Below are 15,691 nucleotides of genomic sequence, written 5' to 3' on the forward strand. Positions count from 1 at the left end.
AGGCGGTTCAAAGCCAAATCTTCATGAGCCTCTCTTCATGAGGAAGGCCCCTGTCGCCTCGAAGAGCCCGGAGCGCGCATGTTCGAGATGCATCAGATGCGTGCCCTCGGGAATGACGACATCTCGGGTTTCACTCGTGCCAAGCCGCCCGCGCAGCCATTGCGCATCGCTGTCCCTGCACAGGCTGTCCCAGGCGCCGCGCACGATCAGGGTCGGCGCCGTGATGTGAGACGGGTCGTAGCCGAGCCGCCCCGACCAGGCCGAGGCGATATCGGCGCGAGGCCCGGAGGGAATCTTGACCGCCGGTTCAGGCCTTCTGCTTGCGGCTTGCGCATCGCTGGCGAGATAGGCTGGACCCCAGTCTGCGAGCGTGGGTTCGATCAGGACCGGGGAGTGGCCATGCGGGACGTCCTCGACGAAGCGCGCGAGCTGGTCGGCAACCGAGACGAGACGCCACGCCCCGATGCTCTCCGGCGCAAGGAAGCCTGGGGTCTTGCGTTGCGCGATAGGCCCGAACAGGACCAGTCGCTCGACACGCTCCGGATGCAGCGAGGCAAGGAGCCCGGCGACGATGCTGCCCCAGGAATGCGCGATGAGCGACACTCGGGCCCGTCCGGTTACGTCCAGCACGTGCTCGATCACCCGCGCCAGCTGTTTTGCGGCCTCTGGCGCGCGCCCGGATGGCGCATTGTCAGGCGCCTGGGCAAGGAAGCTCGCGGGCCTGTCCGAGCCGCCATAGCCCGCGAGATCAAAGCTCCAGACATCGAAACCGCGCTCCTGCAGGTCGTCCATCCAGGAACGCCCGTCGAAGCGGTATGCAACAGAAAGGGCCGACGGAAAGGTCGCGCCATGAACGTAGACGACGCTCGGCCCGGCCCCAGCCGCACGCCGGACCAGCAAGCCGGGCGTCTCGGCCGTTTCCGTCAACCGCATGACCTCGCCCGCGGCGACGGCGCGCGCTGTGTTGATCGAAGCTATGTTCATGGCTGGCTCCCGCCCTTGCTGGGTGGGCGGGAGACTGCGCCTTCGAATACGCGCTGACACCTGGAAACACTTCGGTGCCGACCGAAGGCTTCGGTGGGACTGCCTCTCTGGGCGCCTACAAGGCCTCGAGTACCAGCTCGAAGGTCATCAACACCGGATTGTCGCCGCGTCTCAGACGGCCCTGCGCCATCGCACCGGTGAAATCGACCAGCGCCACATCGATCTCTGCGGCAAGTCGCCCCTGCGCGGGTTCGATGACCCCGGCCTGAATCGCGACTTCGGTCGCGAAATTCTCGACGATCCGGCCATCCTCGAAATGCGCGCCGATGGTGCTGCCGACGCCGCCATGGATGACGGCACGCCGGATGCCGCGTTCGGCACAGAACTCTTCCAGCGCCGTGGTGAAATCGACATTCGGGCCCACACGCAGGGCGAAATAACGCCCTTCGCGCGAAGCGCCGGAGAATGGCACTGCGACCGGGCCGAACAGCTTGAAATTCGTCTCCGGATCGGGCGCGGCGGCAAAACCGGCGCCATCGAGGCCCAGCGCCGGTACGGTGACCGTTTCCGCGAGTACGGTGTCGTCCGGCAGGATATGACCGCCGCTGACCTTGCCGTCCGCTTCCGTCCAGAGCGCGTGGCAGTGGAAGAAGGGCGCTCCATCACGCATACCGAAGGTCATCGCCCCCGTCTCGACGCGCGTCACGCCGGCAGGCCGAAACGTGTCGCTATAGAAGGCGGCATGCTCCGGTGTCTTCGACAGCGCCGGCATCACATAGGCGAAGGGTCCTAGGACGAGCCCATCGACCGTGACCACGCCACTGGTGAAGCCCATTGCCGCAAAGCCGCGGCGCACCGCTTCCAGAAGCGGAAGCCCGGCCGCGAGAGACATCCTGAAGCGTCGGCCATGCGCTTCGATCCATTGAATGCGCTCAGGCGCAGCGGGACCGGGCTGGATGATCTGCCGCATCACCTTTCGCCCCGCATCCGGGCGAGTTCGCCGCGCGCTTCAAGCTCGTCCTTGACCAGCCGCTTCGGCACCTTGCCGTAACCCGACTTCGGCAGCGCCTCCCAGAACAGGAAGCGCTTCGGCATCTTGTAGCGGGCGATCTTGGTTGAGAGGAACTCGGCGAGTTCGGCCTCGCTGGCCTGCGCCCCCGAACATGCGACGCAGACGGCGATACCGATCTCGCCCCAGACCGGATCGGGCACGCCGACCACGGCCACCTCCGCGATTGCCGGATGGGTCAGGATCTTCTCCTCGATCTCGCGCGGGTAGATGTTCGAGCCGCCGGAAATGTACATATCGGACGCGCGCCCGGTAATGTAGATAAAGCCCTGTTCGTCCATGTGACCGAGGTCACCCGTACGGAACCAGCCGTCACGGAACGATTTCGCATTGGCCTCGGGGTTGTCGTAGTAGCCCGCGAACACGGCCGGGCCGACGACGCAGATTTCGCCCTGCTCCCCTGCCGCGACCTCACGCCCCTCATCATCCTGGATCTGGACCTGCATTCCCGTGCGCTCGAAGCCGCAGGTCCCGATACGCGCATTCGGGCCATCCTCGGGATCATGCAGGGCTGGCGGCAGCACCGTGATATTGCCGGTGACCTCACCGAGCCCGAAATACTGCACGATCACCTTGCCCAGCTTGGCAAGCGCCGCCTTCTGATCCTCGCGATACATAGGCGCGCCGGCATAGATGACATAGCGCAGCGAGGAGTGGTCATGCGTGTCGACGGCCGGATGCTCGACCAGCATCTTCAGGATCGTCGGCACGGTGAAGATATTGGTGATGCGGTGGCGCGCGATCAGGCGATAGGCCTCGTCGACGTCGAAACGCTCCGACGGCAGCAGGATCGTCGGCGCGCCGCGCGCCGAGATGACGAGCTGGTGCACGCCCGCGCCATGCGAGAGAGGCGCGACCACGAGCGATGCATCCGCCTCCGTCGTTCCCGGCAGCAGGTCGCAGAGATGGTTGGTGACGACGAAACCCATCTGGCCATGGGTGAGCACCGCGGCCTTCGAGCGCCCCGTGGTACCCGAGGTAAAGAAGAACCAGCAGGGATCGTCACGCTCGACCGCGGCATTCGCAACGCTTGCACCAGCATGGCGCGCGATCATCTCGCCGACCTCGGCCTCGCCAAAAGCTCCTGCCCCGATACGCCAGGTAAAGCCGAGCGCGGGTTCAGCAGTGGCGACCGCCGCAGCATGCTCCGGAAAATCGCCATGGCACAGGAAGGCCTTCGCACCGGACGCCGTCGCGAGATAGGCGACCTCGTCCGGCAGCAGCCTGAAATTGGTCGGCACCCAGACGGCACCAAGCCGAAAGGCCGCGAACATCGAGAAGAACATCGCCTCGCAGTTCTTCGAATGAACCAGGATGCGGTCCCCCTTGCCGATGCCTCGCGTCGCCAGCGCCGCGGCCAGCGCCGAAACCTGCGCATCGATCTCGGCCCATTTCCACTGCCTGTCCCCCCAGATGAAGCCAGGGCGCTGGCCGAAGCGGCGCGCATTCTGGGTGACGATATGGGCAAGGTTCATCACGCGGCGCGTCACGGGTGCGACGCCGCCGCGCGGGGCGGCCTGGCTGGCAAGGGCTTCGGTCACGTCAGACGCTCCTCGATTTTGTAATTGGGCGTGCCCCCTGCTGCGGGCTGCCGCCTTGGGATGTCTTTCGGACGAACATCTGCGCGAGCAGGCGCTCCATCCTCTCGGCCTCGGTCGAAAGGTGGCGCGCCAACTCGACCTGGCGCGCGGGAACCATGCGGCTGTCGATCGCCGCCAGGCTGAGTGCGCCGGCGACGCGGCCGTCCGGATAGCGGAAGGCGATGCCGACGCCCCAGGAACTGGCCACCAGCCGGCCGGGATTGAGCGAAAAACCACGCTCGCGGGCCAGCGCCAGATCGGCGCGGATCTCGTCAGGCGGAAAACCGGGATACTGCGTCAGCAGCGCTTTCTCGTTCGCCGCCATGACCCGCTCGACCTCGCCGTCCGGCAGCGCTGCCAACATGGCTAGCGAGCCGGCGCCGACCCCGAGCGGGTGCTGCTGGCCAGTCTGCAGCGCGTGGGTCCGGACCGGATAGGTTCCTTCCTCCCGATGCAGGCAGACCGAGTAATTCTCGCGCCGGATCGAAAGAAAGCTCGTATCCATGGTGATCTCCGACAGGCGCCTCAGGCTCTCCATGGCCAGTTCGAGCAGCCCGTGCCGGCGCGCGGCCAGCACGCCCAGCACGAAAGCCTCCTCGCCGAGGCAGTAATGCCGCGACACAGCCTCCTGCTCGACGAGTCCCGCGCGCATCAGGGCGAGCAGCAGCCGCCGCGCCGTCGGCTTGTTGAGCCCGCTTTCGATGACGATATCGCTCAGCGGCAACCCGCCCGCGGGCTCACGACCGATCAAAGCCAGGAGCCGCAAGGCCCGATCGACACTCTGCGAACCCGAGAGATCACCGGCTGATGCAACGAAATGTTCCATCCTGCGGCCTCAGAGACAGTCCATAATATGGACCCTTTGGTTGTTTTCAGTAGCCTAGTTCGGGCTCAGATAGATTGCAACGCAGGCCTGCTCGTGTATTCTTGGCCAAGTCCGCTGGATCATTCATCCACAGTATGGACCGCGCCGGGCCTCAAGAACGTTCACAAGATCGGCGCGCGGGAGGAAGGGCAGATGTTGTCACGGGATTCCGGCTGGCCGGAGGCCAACGCCATGACTGAAGCGGATATCCGCTGCGGTTCCGTTCCGACATGCGCACGCTCCGGCGTTGCCGTGCGGACGCAGGCTTGAGCCCGGGCATGGCACAGCTCAGCGAGAGCATTGTTCCTTCCGAGAACCCGCTGGATACGGATGCAATCCGCACTGGCTCGGCGATCATGCGGCCGATCGAGATGATCAGCGCCGCACTGCTGCTCCTGATCGTCGGGCTGCTGCTGCTCGGCGTCACCACGCGCTATGTCTTCTCCCTGCCGATTGTCTGGATCGACGAAGCCGCCTCGATCTCTTTCCTCTGGCTCGCCATGCTCGGCTCTGCGATCGCGATCGATCGCAACGAGCATCTCAAGCTGACGCTCTTCATCGGCATGATGCCTGAGCGCATGAGCCAGTTCGTGCAGACGCTGGCCCTGGTCGTGGTTGCCGCCTTCCTCGCGGCCATGATCCACCCGGCGATCGACTACACAATCGAGGAATCCTACGTCACCTCGGCCGCGCTCAACATTCCAAACAGCTGGCGCGTGTCGGCCATCGCATGCGGCATCACCATGATGTTCGTGCTGACGGTTCGCCATGCCATCCGCACCGCGAGGCTGCCGGACCTGATCGTCGCCGTCGCGCTCGTGGCCGGGCTCGCCGCCGCCTGCTGGGGGTTGATGCCGGTCTTCAAGGGTCTCGGCTACACCAACATCCTGATCTTCCTCGTCGTCACGGTGGCACTCTGCCTCGCTGCCGGCGTGCCGATCGCCTTCTGCTTCGGTATGGGTACGCTCGCCTTCCTCGCCTTCAGCACCAATGTCCCGATGATCGTGATGATCGGACGCATGGACGAGGGCATGTCGAGCATCATCCTGCTCTCCGTGCCGATCTTCGTGCTGCTCGGCTGCATTCTCGATGCGACCGGCATGGGCAAGGCGATTGTCGACTTCCTCGCCTCGATGCTCGGCCATGTCCGCGCCGGCATGTCCTATGTGCTGCTCGGCTCGCTCTTCCTGGTCTCGGGCATTTCGGGCTCGAAAGTCTCCGACATGGCAACGGTGGCGCCCGCGCTCTTTCCCGAGATGAAGCGCCGCGGCTACCAGCCCAAGGAGCTCATCGCCCTGCTCTCGACCGGCGCGGCCATGGCCGACACGGTGCCCCCGAGCATCGTCCTGATCGTGCTCGGCTCGGTCGCGGGCGTCTCGATCGCCGGATTGTTCAATGCCGGCTTCGGCATTGCCATGGTGCTCCTCGTCGCACTGGCGCTGCTGGCACGCTGGAAAGCCATCGGCGAAGACATGAAGGGCGTGCGGCGCGCGCCCATGGCCGTGATCGGGCGGACCGCTCTGGTCGCGGGTCCGGCTCTCGTCCTGCCCTTCCTGATCCGCGGCGTGGTCGGCGGCGGCATTGCCACCGCGACCGAGGTCTCGACCATTGCGGTGCTCTACGCCTTCGTCATCGGCATCATCCTCTATGGCGGCATCGGCCTGCGCAAATGCTACGCGATGCTGGTCGAGACGGCGGCGCTCTCGGGCGCGATCCTGATGATCCTCGGCACCGCGCTCGCCATGGCCTGGGCCCTGACCCAGACCGGCTTCGCGCGCGACCTCGCCACTTTCATGGCCGGCCTGCCGGGCGGCTGGCTGACCTTCATGGCAGTGACGATCGTCGTCTTCCTGGTTCTGGGCTGCGTGCTCGAAGGCCTGCCCGCGATCGTGTTGATGGCGCCGCTGATGTTCCCGATCGCCAAGAATCTCGGCATCAACGATGTGCACTATTCGATGGTGGTGGTCACGGCGATGAATATCGGCCTGATGACCCCCCCGATCGGAATCGGCTTCTACATCGCCTGCAAGATCGGCAATGTCTCGCCGGATGAGGCGATGGGCGCGATCTGGCCCTATCTCGTCGCGCTGCTGATCGGCCTTGTCGTCATTGCAGTCGTGCCCGGCCTGTCGACCTGGGTGCTCTGATGCTCCGGCATGGTCGCCACCATCGCAGTGAGGGTTGCAGGGCTGCGGTCCGGAACGCGAGAATTTAGGATAACCGAGATCCCGTCGTCGCGAAGCAAACCAGCGGCGGCGTGAAAGCAACATCGACAGGGAGAGAAACGCTCATGACCATCTCACGCCGCACTCTGCTGCAGGGCACCGCCGCTGCCGCCACCATCGGCTCCTTCCATATCGGCAGGGCCGAGGCGCAGACCGCCGAATTCACCTACAAATACGCCAACAACCTGCCCGTCGCGCACCCGATGAATATCCGCGCCAACGAAGCGGCAGAGAAGATCAAGCAGGACACCAAGGGCCGGGTCGTCATCCAGATCTTCCCGAACAATCAGCTCGGTTCCGACACCGACATGCTGAGCCAGGTCCGTTCGGGCGGCGTCGAGTTCTTCACGCTCTCGCCGCTGATCCTCTCGACACTGGTTCCGAACGCCTCGCTCAGCGGCATCGGCTTCGCCTTCCCGAACTATGATGCGGTCTGGAAGGCCCTGGACGGTGAGCTCGGCGCCTATGTCCGCGGCCAGATCGGCAAGGCCAATCTCGTCGTCATGGACAAGATCTGGGACAACGGCTTCCGCCAGATGACGAGCTCGAAGGGCCCGATCAACACACCCGACGATCTCAAGGGCTTCAAGATCCGCGTGCCGGTCAGCCCGCTCTGGACCTCGATGTTCACCGCCTTCCAGTCGGCCCCGGCCAGCATCAACTTCGCCGAGGTCTACACCGCCCTGCAGACCAAGGTGGTCGATGGCCAGGAGAATCCGCTGGCGATCATCGCCACTGCCAAGCTGTTCGAGGTGCAGAAGTACCTCTCCATGACCAACCACATGTGGGACGGCTTCTGGTTCCTGGCGAACCGTCGCGCCTGGGAGAAGCTGCCGGAGGATCTGCGCAAGATCGTCGCCAAGAACCTCGACGACGCAGCCCTGCTCGAGCGCGCCGACGTCGCCAAGCTCAATGCCGGCCTCAAGGACGAACTCGTCTCGAAGGGCATGGTCATCAACGACACCCAGGCAGCTCCCTTCCGCGAGGCGCTTCGCAAGGCCGGCTTCTATGCCGACTGGAAGAAGAAGTATGGCGACGAGGCCTGGGCCATTCTCGAGAAGGCCGTTGGCAGCAGCCTGAGCTGAGCCGGCCCGCTCATCTTTCAAGCCCGGCGGTGCAACAGCGCTGCCGGGCTTTCATTTGAACCACTCGCCACCTGAAGGAAGCACGTCATGGCCGACCGGCTGAAGGGCAAGACCGCGATCGTTTTCGGTGCCGGCTCCTCAGGCCCGGGCTGGGGCAATGGCAAGGCCGCAGCGGTCGCCTATGCGCGAGAGGGCACCAGGGTCATCTGCATCGACCTCGTCCAGGCTGCTGCCGACGAGACAGCGGCCATCATCAGCGAGGAGGGCGGCGAAGCGCTCGCGATCGCAGCCGATGTGACTGAGCAGGGCTCGGTCGATGACGCCGTCGCGACCACCATGGCGCGCTTCGGCGGCATCCAGATTCTGCACAACAATGTCGGCGTGACCCATATGGGTGGACCGGTCGAACTCAGCGAGGAGAAGTTTCGGGCTGCGCTCGATCTGAATCTCGGCTCGGTCTATCGCACGGCCAAGGCGGTCATCCCGGCGATGCTTGCGAGCGGCGGCGGCGCGATCGTCAACATCTCCTCGCTCGCCGCGATCCGCTGGACCGGCTACCCCTACTTTGCCTATTACGCCACCAAGGCAGCGGTGAACCAGGCGACGATCGCGCTCGCCATGCAATATGCCCGGCAGAACATCCGGGCGAACTGCATCATGCCGGGCCTGATCGACACGCCGCTGATCTACAAGCAGATCTCGGGTCAGTATGCCTCGGTCGACGAGATGGTCGCTGCCCGCAACGCCGCCGTACCGATGGGCAAGATGGGCACGGCCTGGGATATTGCTGCGGCCGCCGTGTTCCTGGCCTCGGACGAAGCAGCCTTCATCACCGGAGTTTGCCTGCCCGTCGATGGCGGTCAGAGCTGCGCAGTCGCAGCCTTCCCGAGCTGACACCTGGATCATCGGACCGGATACCGTACCGGCTCCGATGATCTGACCTTCTGTGCTTGCATCCGCTTTCCCGAGGACCGCAGYCCACGTTTCGGGCCGATGCTTTAGACGAGCGCCGACTGCATCTCGATCTGATAGCCCTCCGGATCATCGAACACGAATGCCCGGATCCGGAGTGCTTCATGGCTGCGCGGCGGCTTCAGCGCGGAGACGCCGACGCTCTCGACATAGGCATGCCAGCCGTCGACATCAGCGACGCGGATGCAGATCTGCACCGGCTTGACCGGGTGGGCGCGATGACTGCCCCGGCTCTCGTCGACGAGGCCGACATAGCCCCCCTCGGTGATGCGGTAGATCTTCGACCAGCCCTGATCGATCGTAAGTTCGAGCCCGAGCACGTCCTCGTAGAAGCGCATCGCCTGCGGCAGATCGCGATAATAGAGGAAGGTGATGAGCTTCTGGGTCGCGTCATGCGACGGTCTTGCAATCGTCAAGGTTTGCCTCCGAACCGCGCTGCCATTTGCCCATCTCCAGGTTTGGCAGCGGGGTCGTCAAGCGGCGGCCAGAGCGTGATCGCGACCAGCAGCGCCGGACGCGGTAGGAAACAGGGTATGATCGCGCGAGATGGCCACGAAAGCGAAGCGGAGCTCACCGGCAGCGCAATCAGCTCGACATCCGCGCCCGCTTGATCGGCCCGTAGGAATAGCGCGTCATGATCTCCAGCACATCGCAGAACGAGTGACAGCCGCTCGGCGAAGAGCGTGACGCGGTCCGTTTTGGCGGCGCCGGCCAATACCACGTTCTCCGATCGCGATCTTCAGTAGCCAATGCTTCAGTAGCTCATGTTTCAGTAGCTCATGGCCCGGTTGCGGGCGTTCCCGATATGCGCGCTCATCTCGGCTGCCGCCCGTTCGGGGTCGCGCGCCTCGATGGCCGCGATGATCTTCAGGTGGTCCTGCATCACCGGAACCAGGATGTGGTTCTGGATGCGCGTCTCGTACTGGCGGATTAGCCTGATCTTCAGCCAGGTGACGCGGAAGGCCTTGGAGACGATGTCGTTGTCGAGGTGATCGATGATCGCCTCATGCATCAGCCGGTCTACATCCTCGGCGTCCTCGATCAGCATCTCGTCGCCACCCGCCTCGGCCCTCCGGATGATCGCTTCGTGGCGTTCACGCTGTTCGGCGATCTCTTCGTCCGTCGCCGTTTTCGCGTAGAGCGCAGTCGCTTCCTTTTCGAGGAAGAGCCGGAACTGGAACGCATTGCGGATCAGGTTGAGATCGACATGGGCAACCTGCATGCCGCGCTGCGGCACGGTCTTGATCAGACCTTCCGCCTCGAGGCGCGGGATCAGTTCGCGAATGGCACCGAGCGGCAGGCCAGTCATCGCCACGAGCTCGCGCTGGGTGACGAACTGGCCTGGCTTGATCTCTCGCGCCAGCAGCCGCTCGGTGAAGCTGACATAGGCCTTGTCCCGCAGCTTCAGCGGTTCGCCGTCGCGCTCCTGATCGTTCTCGCCCATGCGCTCCTGTTCCTCTCGTGGCTCCTCAGGCGGCCTTGGCCCGCGTAATCGTGTCGAAGGCTGCGAACAAGCGCTGTCGCTGCGCCTCGCTCAAAGCCTCGAGCGGCGGGCGCATCGCGCTATAGCCCTTGTCGCCATGCAGATGGCCGACCAAGGCCTTGACTGCCGGCAGGACCGGATAGCTGCAGACCTCGTCGACCAGCGCATTCACCACCGGGCTCTCCGTCCCTTCATAGACCATCGGCCGAAGCAGCCCCGGAACCAGATTGGCGACGCCGCAGATCGAACCCTGAGCCCCGGCCCTCACCGCGCGGGCGAGCAGCCGTTCGTCACCGACCAGGATGGCAAGCTCACCGTGAGCTTTGAGCAGGGCTTCGGTATTCGCATAGCTGCCCGAGGAATCCTTCACCCCGGTGACGATGCCCGGAAACGCCTTCTTCAGCCGCTCGACCAGCCCGACGCTGATATCGACCGCCGTGACCGAGGGGATGTGGTAGAGGATGGTGTTGCGGGCGGACGGCCCCAGCTTCTCGAAGAACTGCGAGAACCAGACAAAGAGGCCCTCGTCGCTGACGCCCTTGAAATAGAAGGGCGGCGCGACCAGCAGGCCCTTGGCGCCGATATCGAGCGCGACCTTGGCCTGCTCGATCGATTCATGCAGCGAGGCGGCGGCGACGCCGGCATAGATTTGCGTGCCAGGATCGATGCCGGCACCGACCAGCGCGCCCAGCATCGCGGTACGCGCCGGCAGGCCAAGCGCCGCCCCCTCGCCCGTCGTGCCAAACAGCGTGACGGAGTCACAGCCCTCGGCCAGCACGTGGCGCGCATGCTTGACGAGGCGCGGCAGATCGACGGCTCCGCCCTCCCGCATCGGCGTCGTGATGGCGCAGGAAAGGCCAAAGCGGTTCGGGTCGATAGCCATCGGAGGGAGCTTTCCTGAGATATGAATGTCTGACATGTTAGTTTGCAGTCAAAACTGACGCAAGGTCGGGAAGACACGGAAATCGGGGTGCGGCTCAGCCATCCTTCAGCCCCCCGGCCGACAATCCAGCGACGATCTGACGCTGGGCCAGCACCGTCAGCAGCAACACTGGCAGCGTCACCAGCAGCGCGGCAGCGGCGAGCGGCCCCCAGGAAATCTGCTCGAAGGTCAGGGAGTTGTAGACGGCAGACGGCAAGGTACGGCTGTTCTTGCCGCCGAGCACGACCGAGAAGATGAAGTTGTTCCAGGAGAAGATGAAGGCGAGGATGCCGCCGACCACGATGCCGGGCCGCGCCAGCGGCAGCGCGACATGACGAAAGGCCTGCCAGGTCGTCGCACCGTCGATGCGCGCCGCATCCTCCAGTTCCATCGGCACATTCTCGAAATAGCCGATCATGATCCAGACGATGATCGGAATGGTGATGACGAGATGCGTGATCACCAGCGCCGTGATGCTGCCGACGAGCCCGGTCATCTGGAACAGCAGGAAGAGCGGGATCAGGTAGGACAAGGCCGGTGTCATGCGGGCGACCAGGATCAGGATCGCGAACTTCGTCGCCTTGCCGCGGGCGATGCCGTAGCCCGCTGGCACGCCGACCCCAAGCCCGATCAGCACAGCCCCGCCCGTGACCAGGATCGAATTCCAGAGATAGAGCGCGAAGTTGTTCTTCTCGAAGACGTCGAGATAGTTCGCCAGCGTCGGCGGGTTCGGGATGAAGACCGGCGGGAAAGCGGTGTTGTCGAGTTCGTTCTTGAACGAGAGCGACAGCATCCAGAGGAAGACGAGGACGGCCGGCGAAACCAGTACGAAGACCGAAAGCGCAAAGCCGATCTTGGAGGCGAGCCGCTTCATTCCGCGTTCCACTTCGACTTCTGGCGCGCGTAGAGAAGCAGCAGCGAGAGAATGATGATGATGACGAAGAAGATCACCACCACGGCCGAGGCGTAGCCGATCTTGTAGAACTGGAAGGCCTGCAGATAGAGGAAGATGTTGAGCGTTTCGGACGCCGTACCCGGCCCGCCCTGGGTGATCACGAAGATCGTGTCGAAGGCCTTCAGCGCGTCGATGGTGCGGATCACGATCGCCACCATGATGAAGGGCCAGACCAGCGGCAGCGTGATGTGGCGGAACATGTGCCAGGAATTGGCGCCGTCGATCAGCGCGGATTCATAGGGTTCCTTCGGCAAGCCGGCCAGACCGCCGAGCACGATCAGCATGACGAGCGGCGTCCAGTGCCAGACTTCGACCAGGATCAGCGTCGGGATCACGGTATGGGGGTCGTAGACCCAGGGCTGGGGTCCAACCCCGACGAGCGATAGCAGGTAGTTCAGCACGCCAAGCTGCGGGTGGAACATCATCGTCCAGACCAGTGCGACAGCGACGGGCGTCGCCATCATCGGCATCACGAAGATGGTGCGCAGCAGCCCCCGGAACGGGAACTCGCGGTGGAAGACCAGGGCCGCCGCCGTGCCGAAGACGATCGGCAGCACCACGGCGAGGACCGTGAAATAGGCGGTATGCCCCATCGATTCGAGGAAGCGCGTATCGCGCAACAGCTCCGAGAAGTTCTGCAGGCCGACGAATTCGGGGCCTCCGCCGATCTTCCAGTCATGGCCCGACATATAGAGCGTGAACAGCCACGGGAAGACGATCACCCCGAGGATGACCAGCACGGCGGGCAACGAGAACAGCCAGTAGCGCGGCGTAAAATCCGCTGAATGTCTCGCAGGCAGCACCTTGGGCGTCGCGAGATCCGCTGGCATGGCGGTTGAGTTGGTCATGCTCTGCGCTTTGCTGAAAACGGTTTGTCATGCCCGCCCTGTGGCGGGCATGTGCGTCGTGAACATCGCCCTCCCCGAACGGGGAAGGCCATCATGGCCAGGGCATGCCCGGCCATGATGGTGATGGTCGTCAGCCCTGTTCGCTCTTGACCAGGACCGGCGCGAAGGTTTCGGTCGCCTTCTTCAACTCCGCAGCGACATCGGCACCGCCGAGCGCATTGGTCAGCGCCACGCCGAAGACATCGCGGAATTCGGTCACCGGAACGATCTGCGGCAGCGCAGCGCGGGCGACCTTGGCTGAACCCAGCAGACACTCGAAATATTGCTTGCCGAATTTCGACTGCGAGATGGTCTCGGTGTCGAGATAGGCCGAGGCACGCCCGGGCGCTCCGGCGCCGGCCTTGAGCATCGCGATCTGCTGCGCCTTGCTTGTCATGAACTGGAGATAGAGCCACGCGGCCTGCTTCTTCTGCGAGCCGCGCGAAATGCCCATGCCATCGGCGAACATCCCGGCATGATGCGCCTTCGGCCCGGGCGGCGTGATGCCATAGCCGACCTTGCCGACGATACGCGACTTCGTCGGGTCCTCGAGCGGCGTGGCAAAGCCGATGCCGTCGAGCCACATCGCGGCGCGACCCTGCATGAAGGTGGTCTGGCATTCATTCCAGTTGAAGCCGACCTGACCGGCCGGGCCAGTCTCCTTGTTCAGCTTCTTGTAGAGTTCGCCGGCCCAGGCCGCCTCGGGCGTATCGGTGAGCAGCTTGCCCTGGGGCGAGGTGGTCTCGATGCCCTGGCCCAGCAGCAGGCTGGCCCAGACCGGGACGTTGGCGTTCTTCAGGCCGCGCGAGACGAAGCCTGCGATGCCCTTGGCCGGATCATGCAGCTTGGCCGCGACCGTGGCGATCTCGTCCATCGTCTTGGGATAGGCCACGCCCTTCGCGTCGAAGAGCTCCTTGTTGTAGTAGATCATCCAGTAATCGACGAAGAACGGGATCGTATCGAGCGATCCGTCGGCCTGGCGCGCATAGGCGACCGGTCCCGCGCCAAAATCATCGAAGTTGAAGTCCGGCGAGGTCAGCGAGGCGTCCTTGATGAAGGGCGTCAGATCCTCGAACCACTTGCCCTTGGCGGCCATGCGCTTCTGCACATGCAGCGAGATGCCGCTGACGTCGAAGCTCGGCTTGCCCGAGGCAAACTCGATTACCGCCTTCTGGCGCTGCTGCTGCTCCGGCACCTGTTCGGCCGAGACCTTGATTCCGGTGAGCTCGGTGAACTCCTTCTCGGCCGCCTGCATCAGGTCGGAACGCGGGTTCTTCACCAACAGCACATCGATCGTCGTGCCGGCAAAGCGCTTCCAGTTGAAGGCGGCCTGCGCATGGGCTTCGCGCAGAACCATCGGCGAACCGACGGCGCCCGCTGCGCCCAACGCTGCGGCCCCGCGCAGAAGCGCGCGCCGGCTCGGCCTCAGAATGCTGTCTGTCATGATTGTCCTCCCTGTGGACGCGGATTGCGGCCCGTTGACGAGCCTGCCTGTTTATCCGGCTGTGCGCCGGTCCCGTCGAGACTTTGCCCTTCGGATCCGGCGCTGACGCTAATCGCGTTCGAGGTCGGTTGCAAGCTGACATGTTGGCGTGCACATAGTCACTGCAGCACATTCCTGGACCCGCATCCATGCCCGCAATTGCGCCGCCCCTCCCCTCGCGAAACCTTGGCCGCACCGGACTGAAGGTCTCGATACTCGGCTTCGGCGGGGCGCCCCTCGGTGATCTCTATGCACGGCTCGACGAGGCTCAGGCCGTCGCAACGGTAGAGGCTGCCGTCGCCAGTGGTGTCACCCTGATCGATACCTCGCCACTCTATGGTCACGGATTGTCCGAGCATCGCATCGGTGCGGCATTGCGCCGGGTCGACCGCGAGAATGTGCTGCTCTCCAGCAAGGTTGGCCGCGTCGCACAGCCCTTCATGGGGCGCGGCAACGGCTCGGGCTATCTGGGCGGCCTGCCGCATGGCATGCGTTTCGACTATTCCTATGACGGGACCATGCGCTCGCTCGAACAATCCGCCCTCCGGCTGGGCACGGACCATATCGATATCGTCCTGATCCATGACGTCGACATCTGGACCCATGGCGCGGACGGCATCGAGAACCGGTTCTTCGAGGCAATGGCCGGCGCCTACCGCGCGCTCGACAAATTGCGGGCGGCCGGTACGGTCAAGGCGATCGGAGTCGGGGTCAATGAAGCGGAGATGTGCGAGCGCTTTGCCCATGCCGGCGACTTCGACACGATGCTGCTGGCCGGCCGCTATTCGCTGTTGGAACAGCCGGCGCTCGTATCCTTCATGTCGCTCGCGCAGAAGAAGGGCATCGGCCTGATGCTCGGCGGCGTCTTCAATTCCGGCATCCTGGCCACCGGCCCCGTCGCTGGCGCCAAGTACAATTACAAGCCGGCTCCGCCCGAGATCCTCGCGCGGGTTGCCGCCATCGAGACGATCTGCCGGCGCCATGAGGTGCCACTGCGCCGTGCGGCGCTGCAGTTCCCGCTGGGCCACCCCGCCGTTTCCAGCGTCGTCATGGGGGCGGTCTCACCCACGGAGGTCGCCGACCAGCTTGCCGAAATCGCCGCGCCGGTTCCGTCCGAGCTCTGGAGCGCGCTCAAGGCCGAAGGCCTGCTCGGTGCTGACGTTCCTGTGCCGGAATAGCCC

Annotated in this window: 14 protein-coding genes; 4 read left to right on the forward strand and 10 right to left on the reverse strand. The window is 64.5% G+C overall.

Features of this window, described 5'->3' with window-relative positions:
• Positions 1–21: 21 nt before the first annotated feature.
• From AC1DW9_RS14125 to AC1DW9_RS14140, 4 genes are all read right to left on the reverse strand, one after another.
• Positions 22–984 (reverse strand): alpha/beta fold hydrolase, encoded by a 963-nt coding sequence (locus AC1DW9_RS14125; RefSeq protein ID WP_441506976.1) that lies wholly within the window; start codon positions 982–984, stop codon positions 22–24.
• A 115-nt stretch (positions 985–1,099) separates the two neighbouring features.
• A complete protein-coding gene (locus tag AC1DW9_RS14130; RefSeq protein ID WP_441488175.1) occupies positions 1,100–1,954 on the reverse strand; it encodes a PCC domain-containing protein in 855 nt (284 codons plus the stop codon).
• Entirely contained in the window at positions 1,954–3,594 is a 1,641-nt protein-coding gene (locus tag AC1DW9_RS14135; protein ID WP_441506975.1) for an acyl-CoA synthetase, read from the reverse strand. Before AC1DW9_RS14135 ends, AC1DW9_RS14130 begins: the two co-directional genes overlap by 1 nt.
• A 1-nt stretch (position 3,595) precedes the next feature.
• Complete coding sequence (locus tag AC1DW9_RS14140) at positions 3,596–4,459, reverse strand: IclR family transcriptional regulator (protein ID WP_441506974.1); 864 nt, start codon at positions 4,457–4,459, stop codon at positions 3,596–3,598.
• Between the two features lie 317 nt (positions 4,460–4,776).
• On the opposite strand from AC1DW9_RS14140, the gene AC1DW9_RS14145 reads away from it, so the two are divergent.
• The 3 genes from AC1DW9_RS14145 (at position 4,777) to AC1DW9_RS14155 (ending at position 8,702) form a co-directional block, all read left to right on the forward strand.
• Entirely contained in the window at positions 4,777–6,645 is a 1,869-nt protein-coding gene (locus AC1DW9_RS14145) for a TRAP transporter large permease (protein ID WP_441488172.1), read from the forward strand.
• 143 nt (positions 6,646–6,788) lie between these two features.
• Positions 6,789–7,808, forward strand: coding sequence for a TRAP transporter substrate-binding protein (locus AC1DW9_RS14150; RefSeq protein ID WP_441488171.1), 1,020 nt, complete (start codon positions 6,789–6,791; stop codon positions 7,806–7,808).
• Positions 7,809–7,895: 87 nt separating this feature from the next.
• Positions 7,896–8,702 (forward strand): SDR family NAD(P)-dependent oxidoreductase, encoded by an 807-nt coding sequence (locus AC1DW9_RS14155; RefSeq protein WP_476776094.1) that lies wholly within the window; start codon positions 7,896–7,898, stop codon positions 8,700–8,702.
• 104 nt (positions 8,703–8,806) lie between these two features.
• Here the strand turns inward: AC1DW9_RS14155 and AC1DW9_RS14160 are convergent, their stop codons facing one another.
• The 6 genes from AC1DW9_RS14160 to AC1DW9_RS14185 form a co-directional block, all read right to left on the reverse strand.
• Positions 8,807–9,196, reverse strand: a complete 390-nt coding sequence (locus AC1DW9_RS14160) for a VOC family protein (RefSeq protein WP_441488169.1) — start codon at positions 9,194–9,196, stop codon at positions 8,807–8,809.
• Between the two features lie 353 nt (positions 9,197–9,549).
• Positions 9,550–10,224, reverse strand: coding sequence for a GntR family transcriptional regulator (locus AC1DW9_RS14165; protein WP_476776095.1), 675 nt, complete (start codon positions 10,222–10,224; stop codon positions 9,550–9,552).
• Between the two features lie 25 nt (positions 10,225–10,249).
• Entirely contained in the window at positions 10,250–11,146 is an 897-nt protein-coding gene (locus AC1DW9_RS14170; RefSeq protein WP_476776096.1) for a dihydrodipicolinate synthase family protein, read from the reverse strand.
• Positions 11,147–11,240: 94 nt separating this feature from the next.
• Positions 11,241–12,059 (reverse strand): carbohydrate ABC transporter permease, encoded by an 819-nt coding sequence (locus AC1DW9_RS14175; protein ID WP_441488167.1) that lies wholly within the window; start codon positions 12,057–12,059, stop codon positions 11,241–11,243.
• Positions 12,056–12,970 (reverse strand): carbohydrate ABC transporter permease, encoded by a 915-nt coding sequence (locus AC1DW9_RS14180; RefSeq protein ID WP_476776117.1) that lies wholly within the window; start codon positions 12,968–12,970, stop codon positions 12,056–12,058. Before AC1DW9_RS14180 ends, AC1DW9_RS14175 begins: the two co-directional genes overlap by 4 nt.
• 148 nt (positions 12,971–13,118) lie before the next feature.
• Positions 13,119–14,471, reverse strand: coding sequence for an ABC transporter substrate-binding protein (locus tag AC1DW9_RS14185; protein WP_441488166.1), 1,353 nt, complete (start codon positions 14,469–14,471; stop codon positions 13,119–13,121).
• A 188-nt stretch (positions 14,472–14,659) separates the two neighbouring features.
• Between AC1DW9_RS14185 and AC1DW9_RS14190 the strand changes: the two genes are divergently transcribed.
• On the forward strand, positions 14,660–15,688 hold the full coding sequence (locus AC1DW9_RS14190) for an aldo/keto reductase (protein ID WP_476776097.1): 1,029 nt from the start codon (positions 14,660–14,662) through the stop codon (positions 15,686–15,688).
• Positions 15,689–15,691: the final 3 nt, after the last annotated feature.

It is taken from the genome of Allobosea sp. P4_E12 (genome assembly GCF_056401655.1).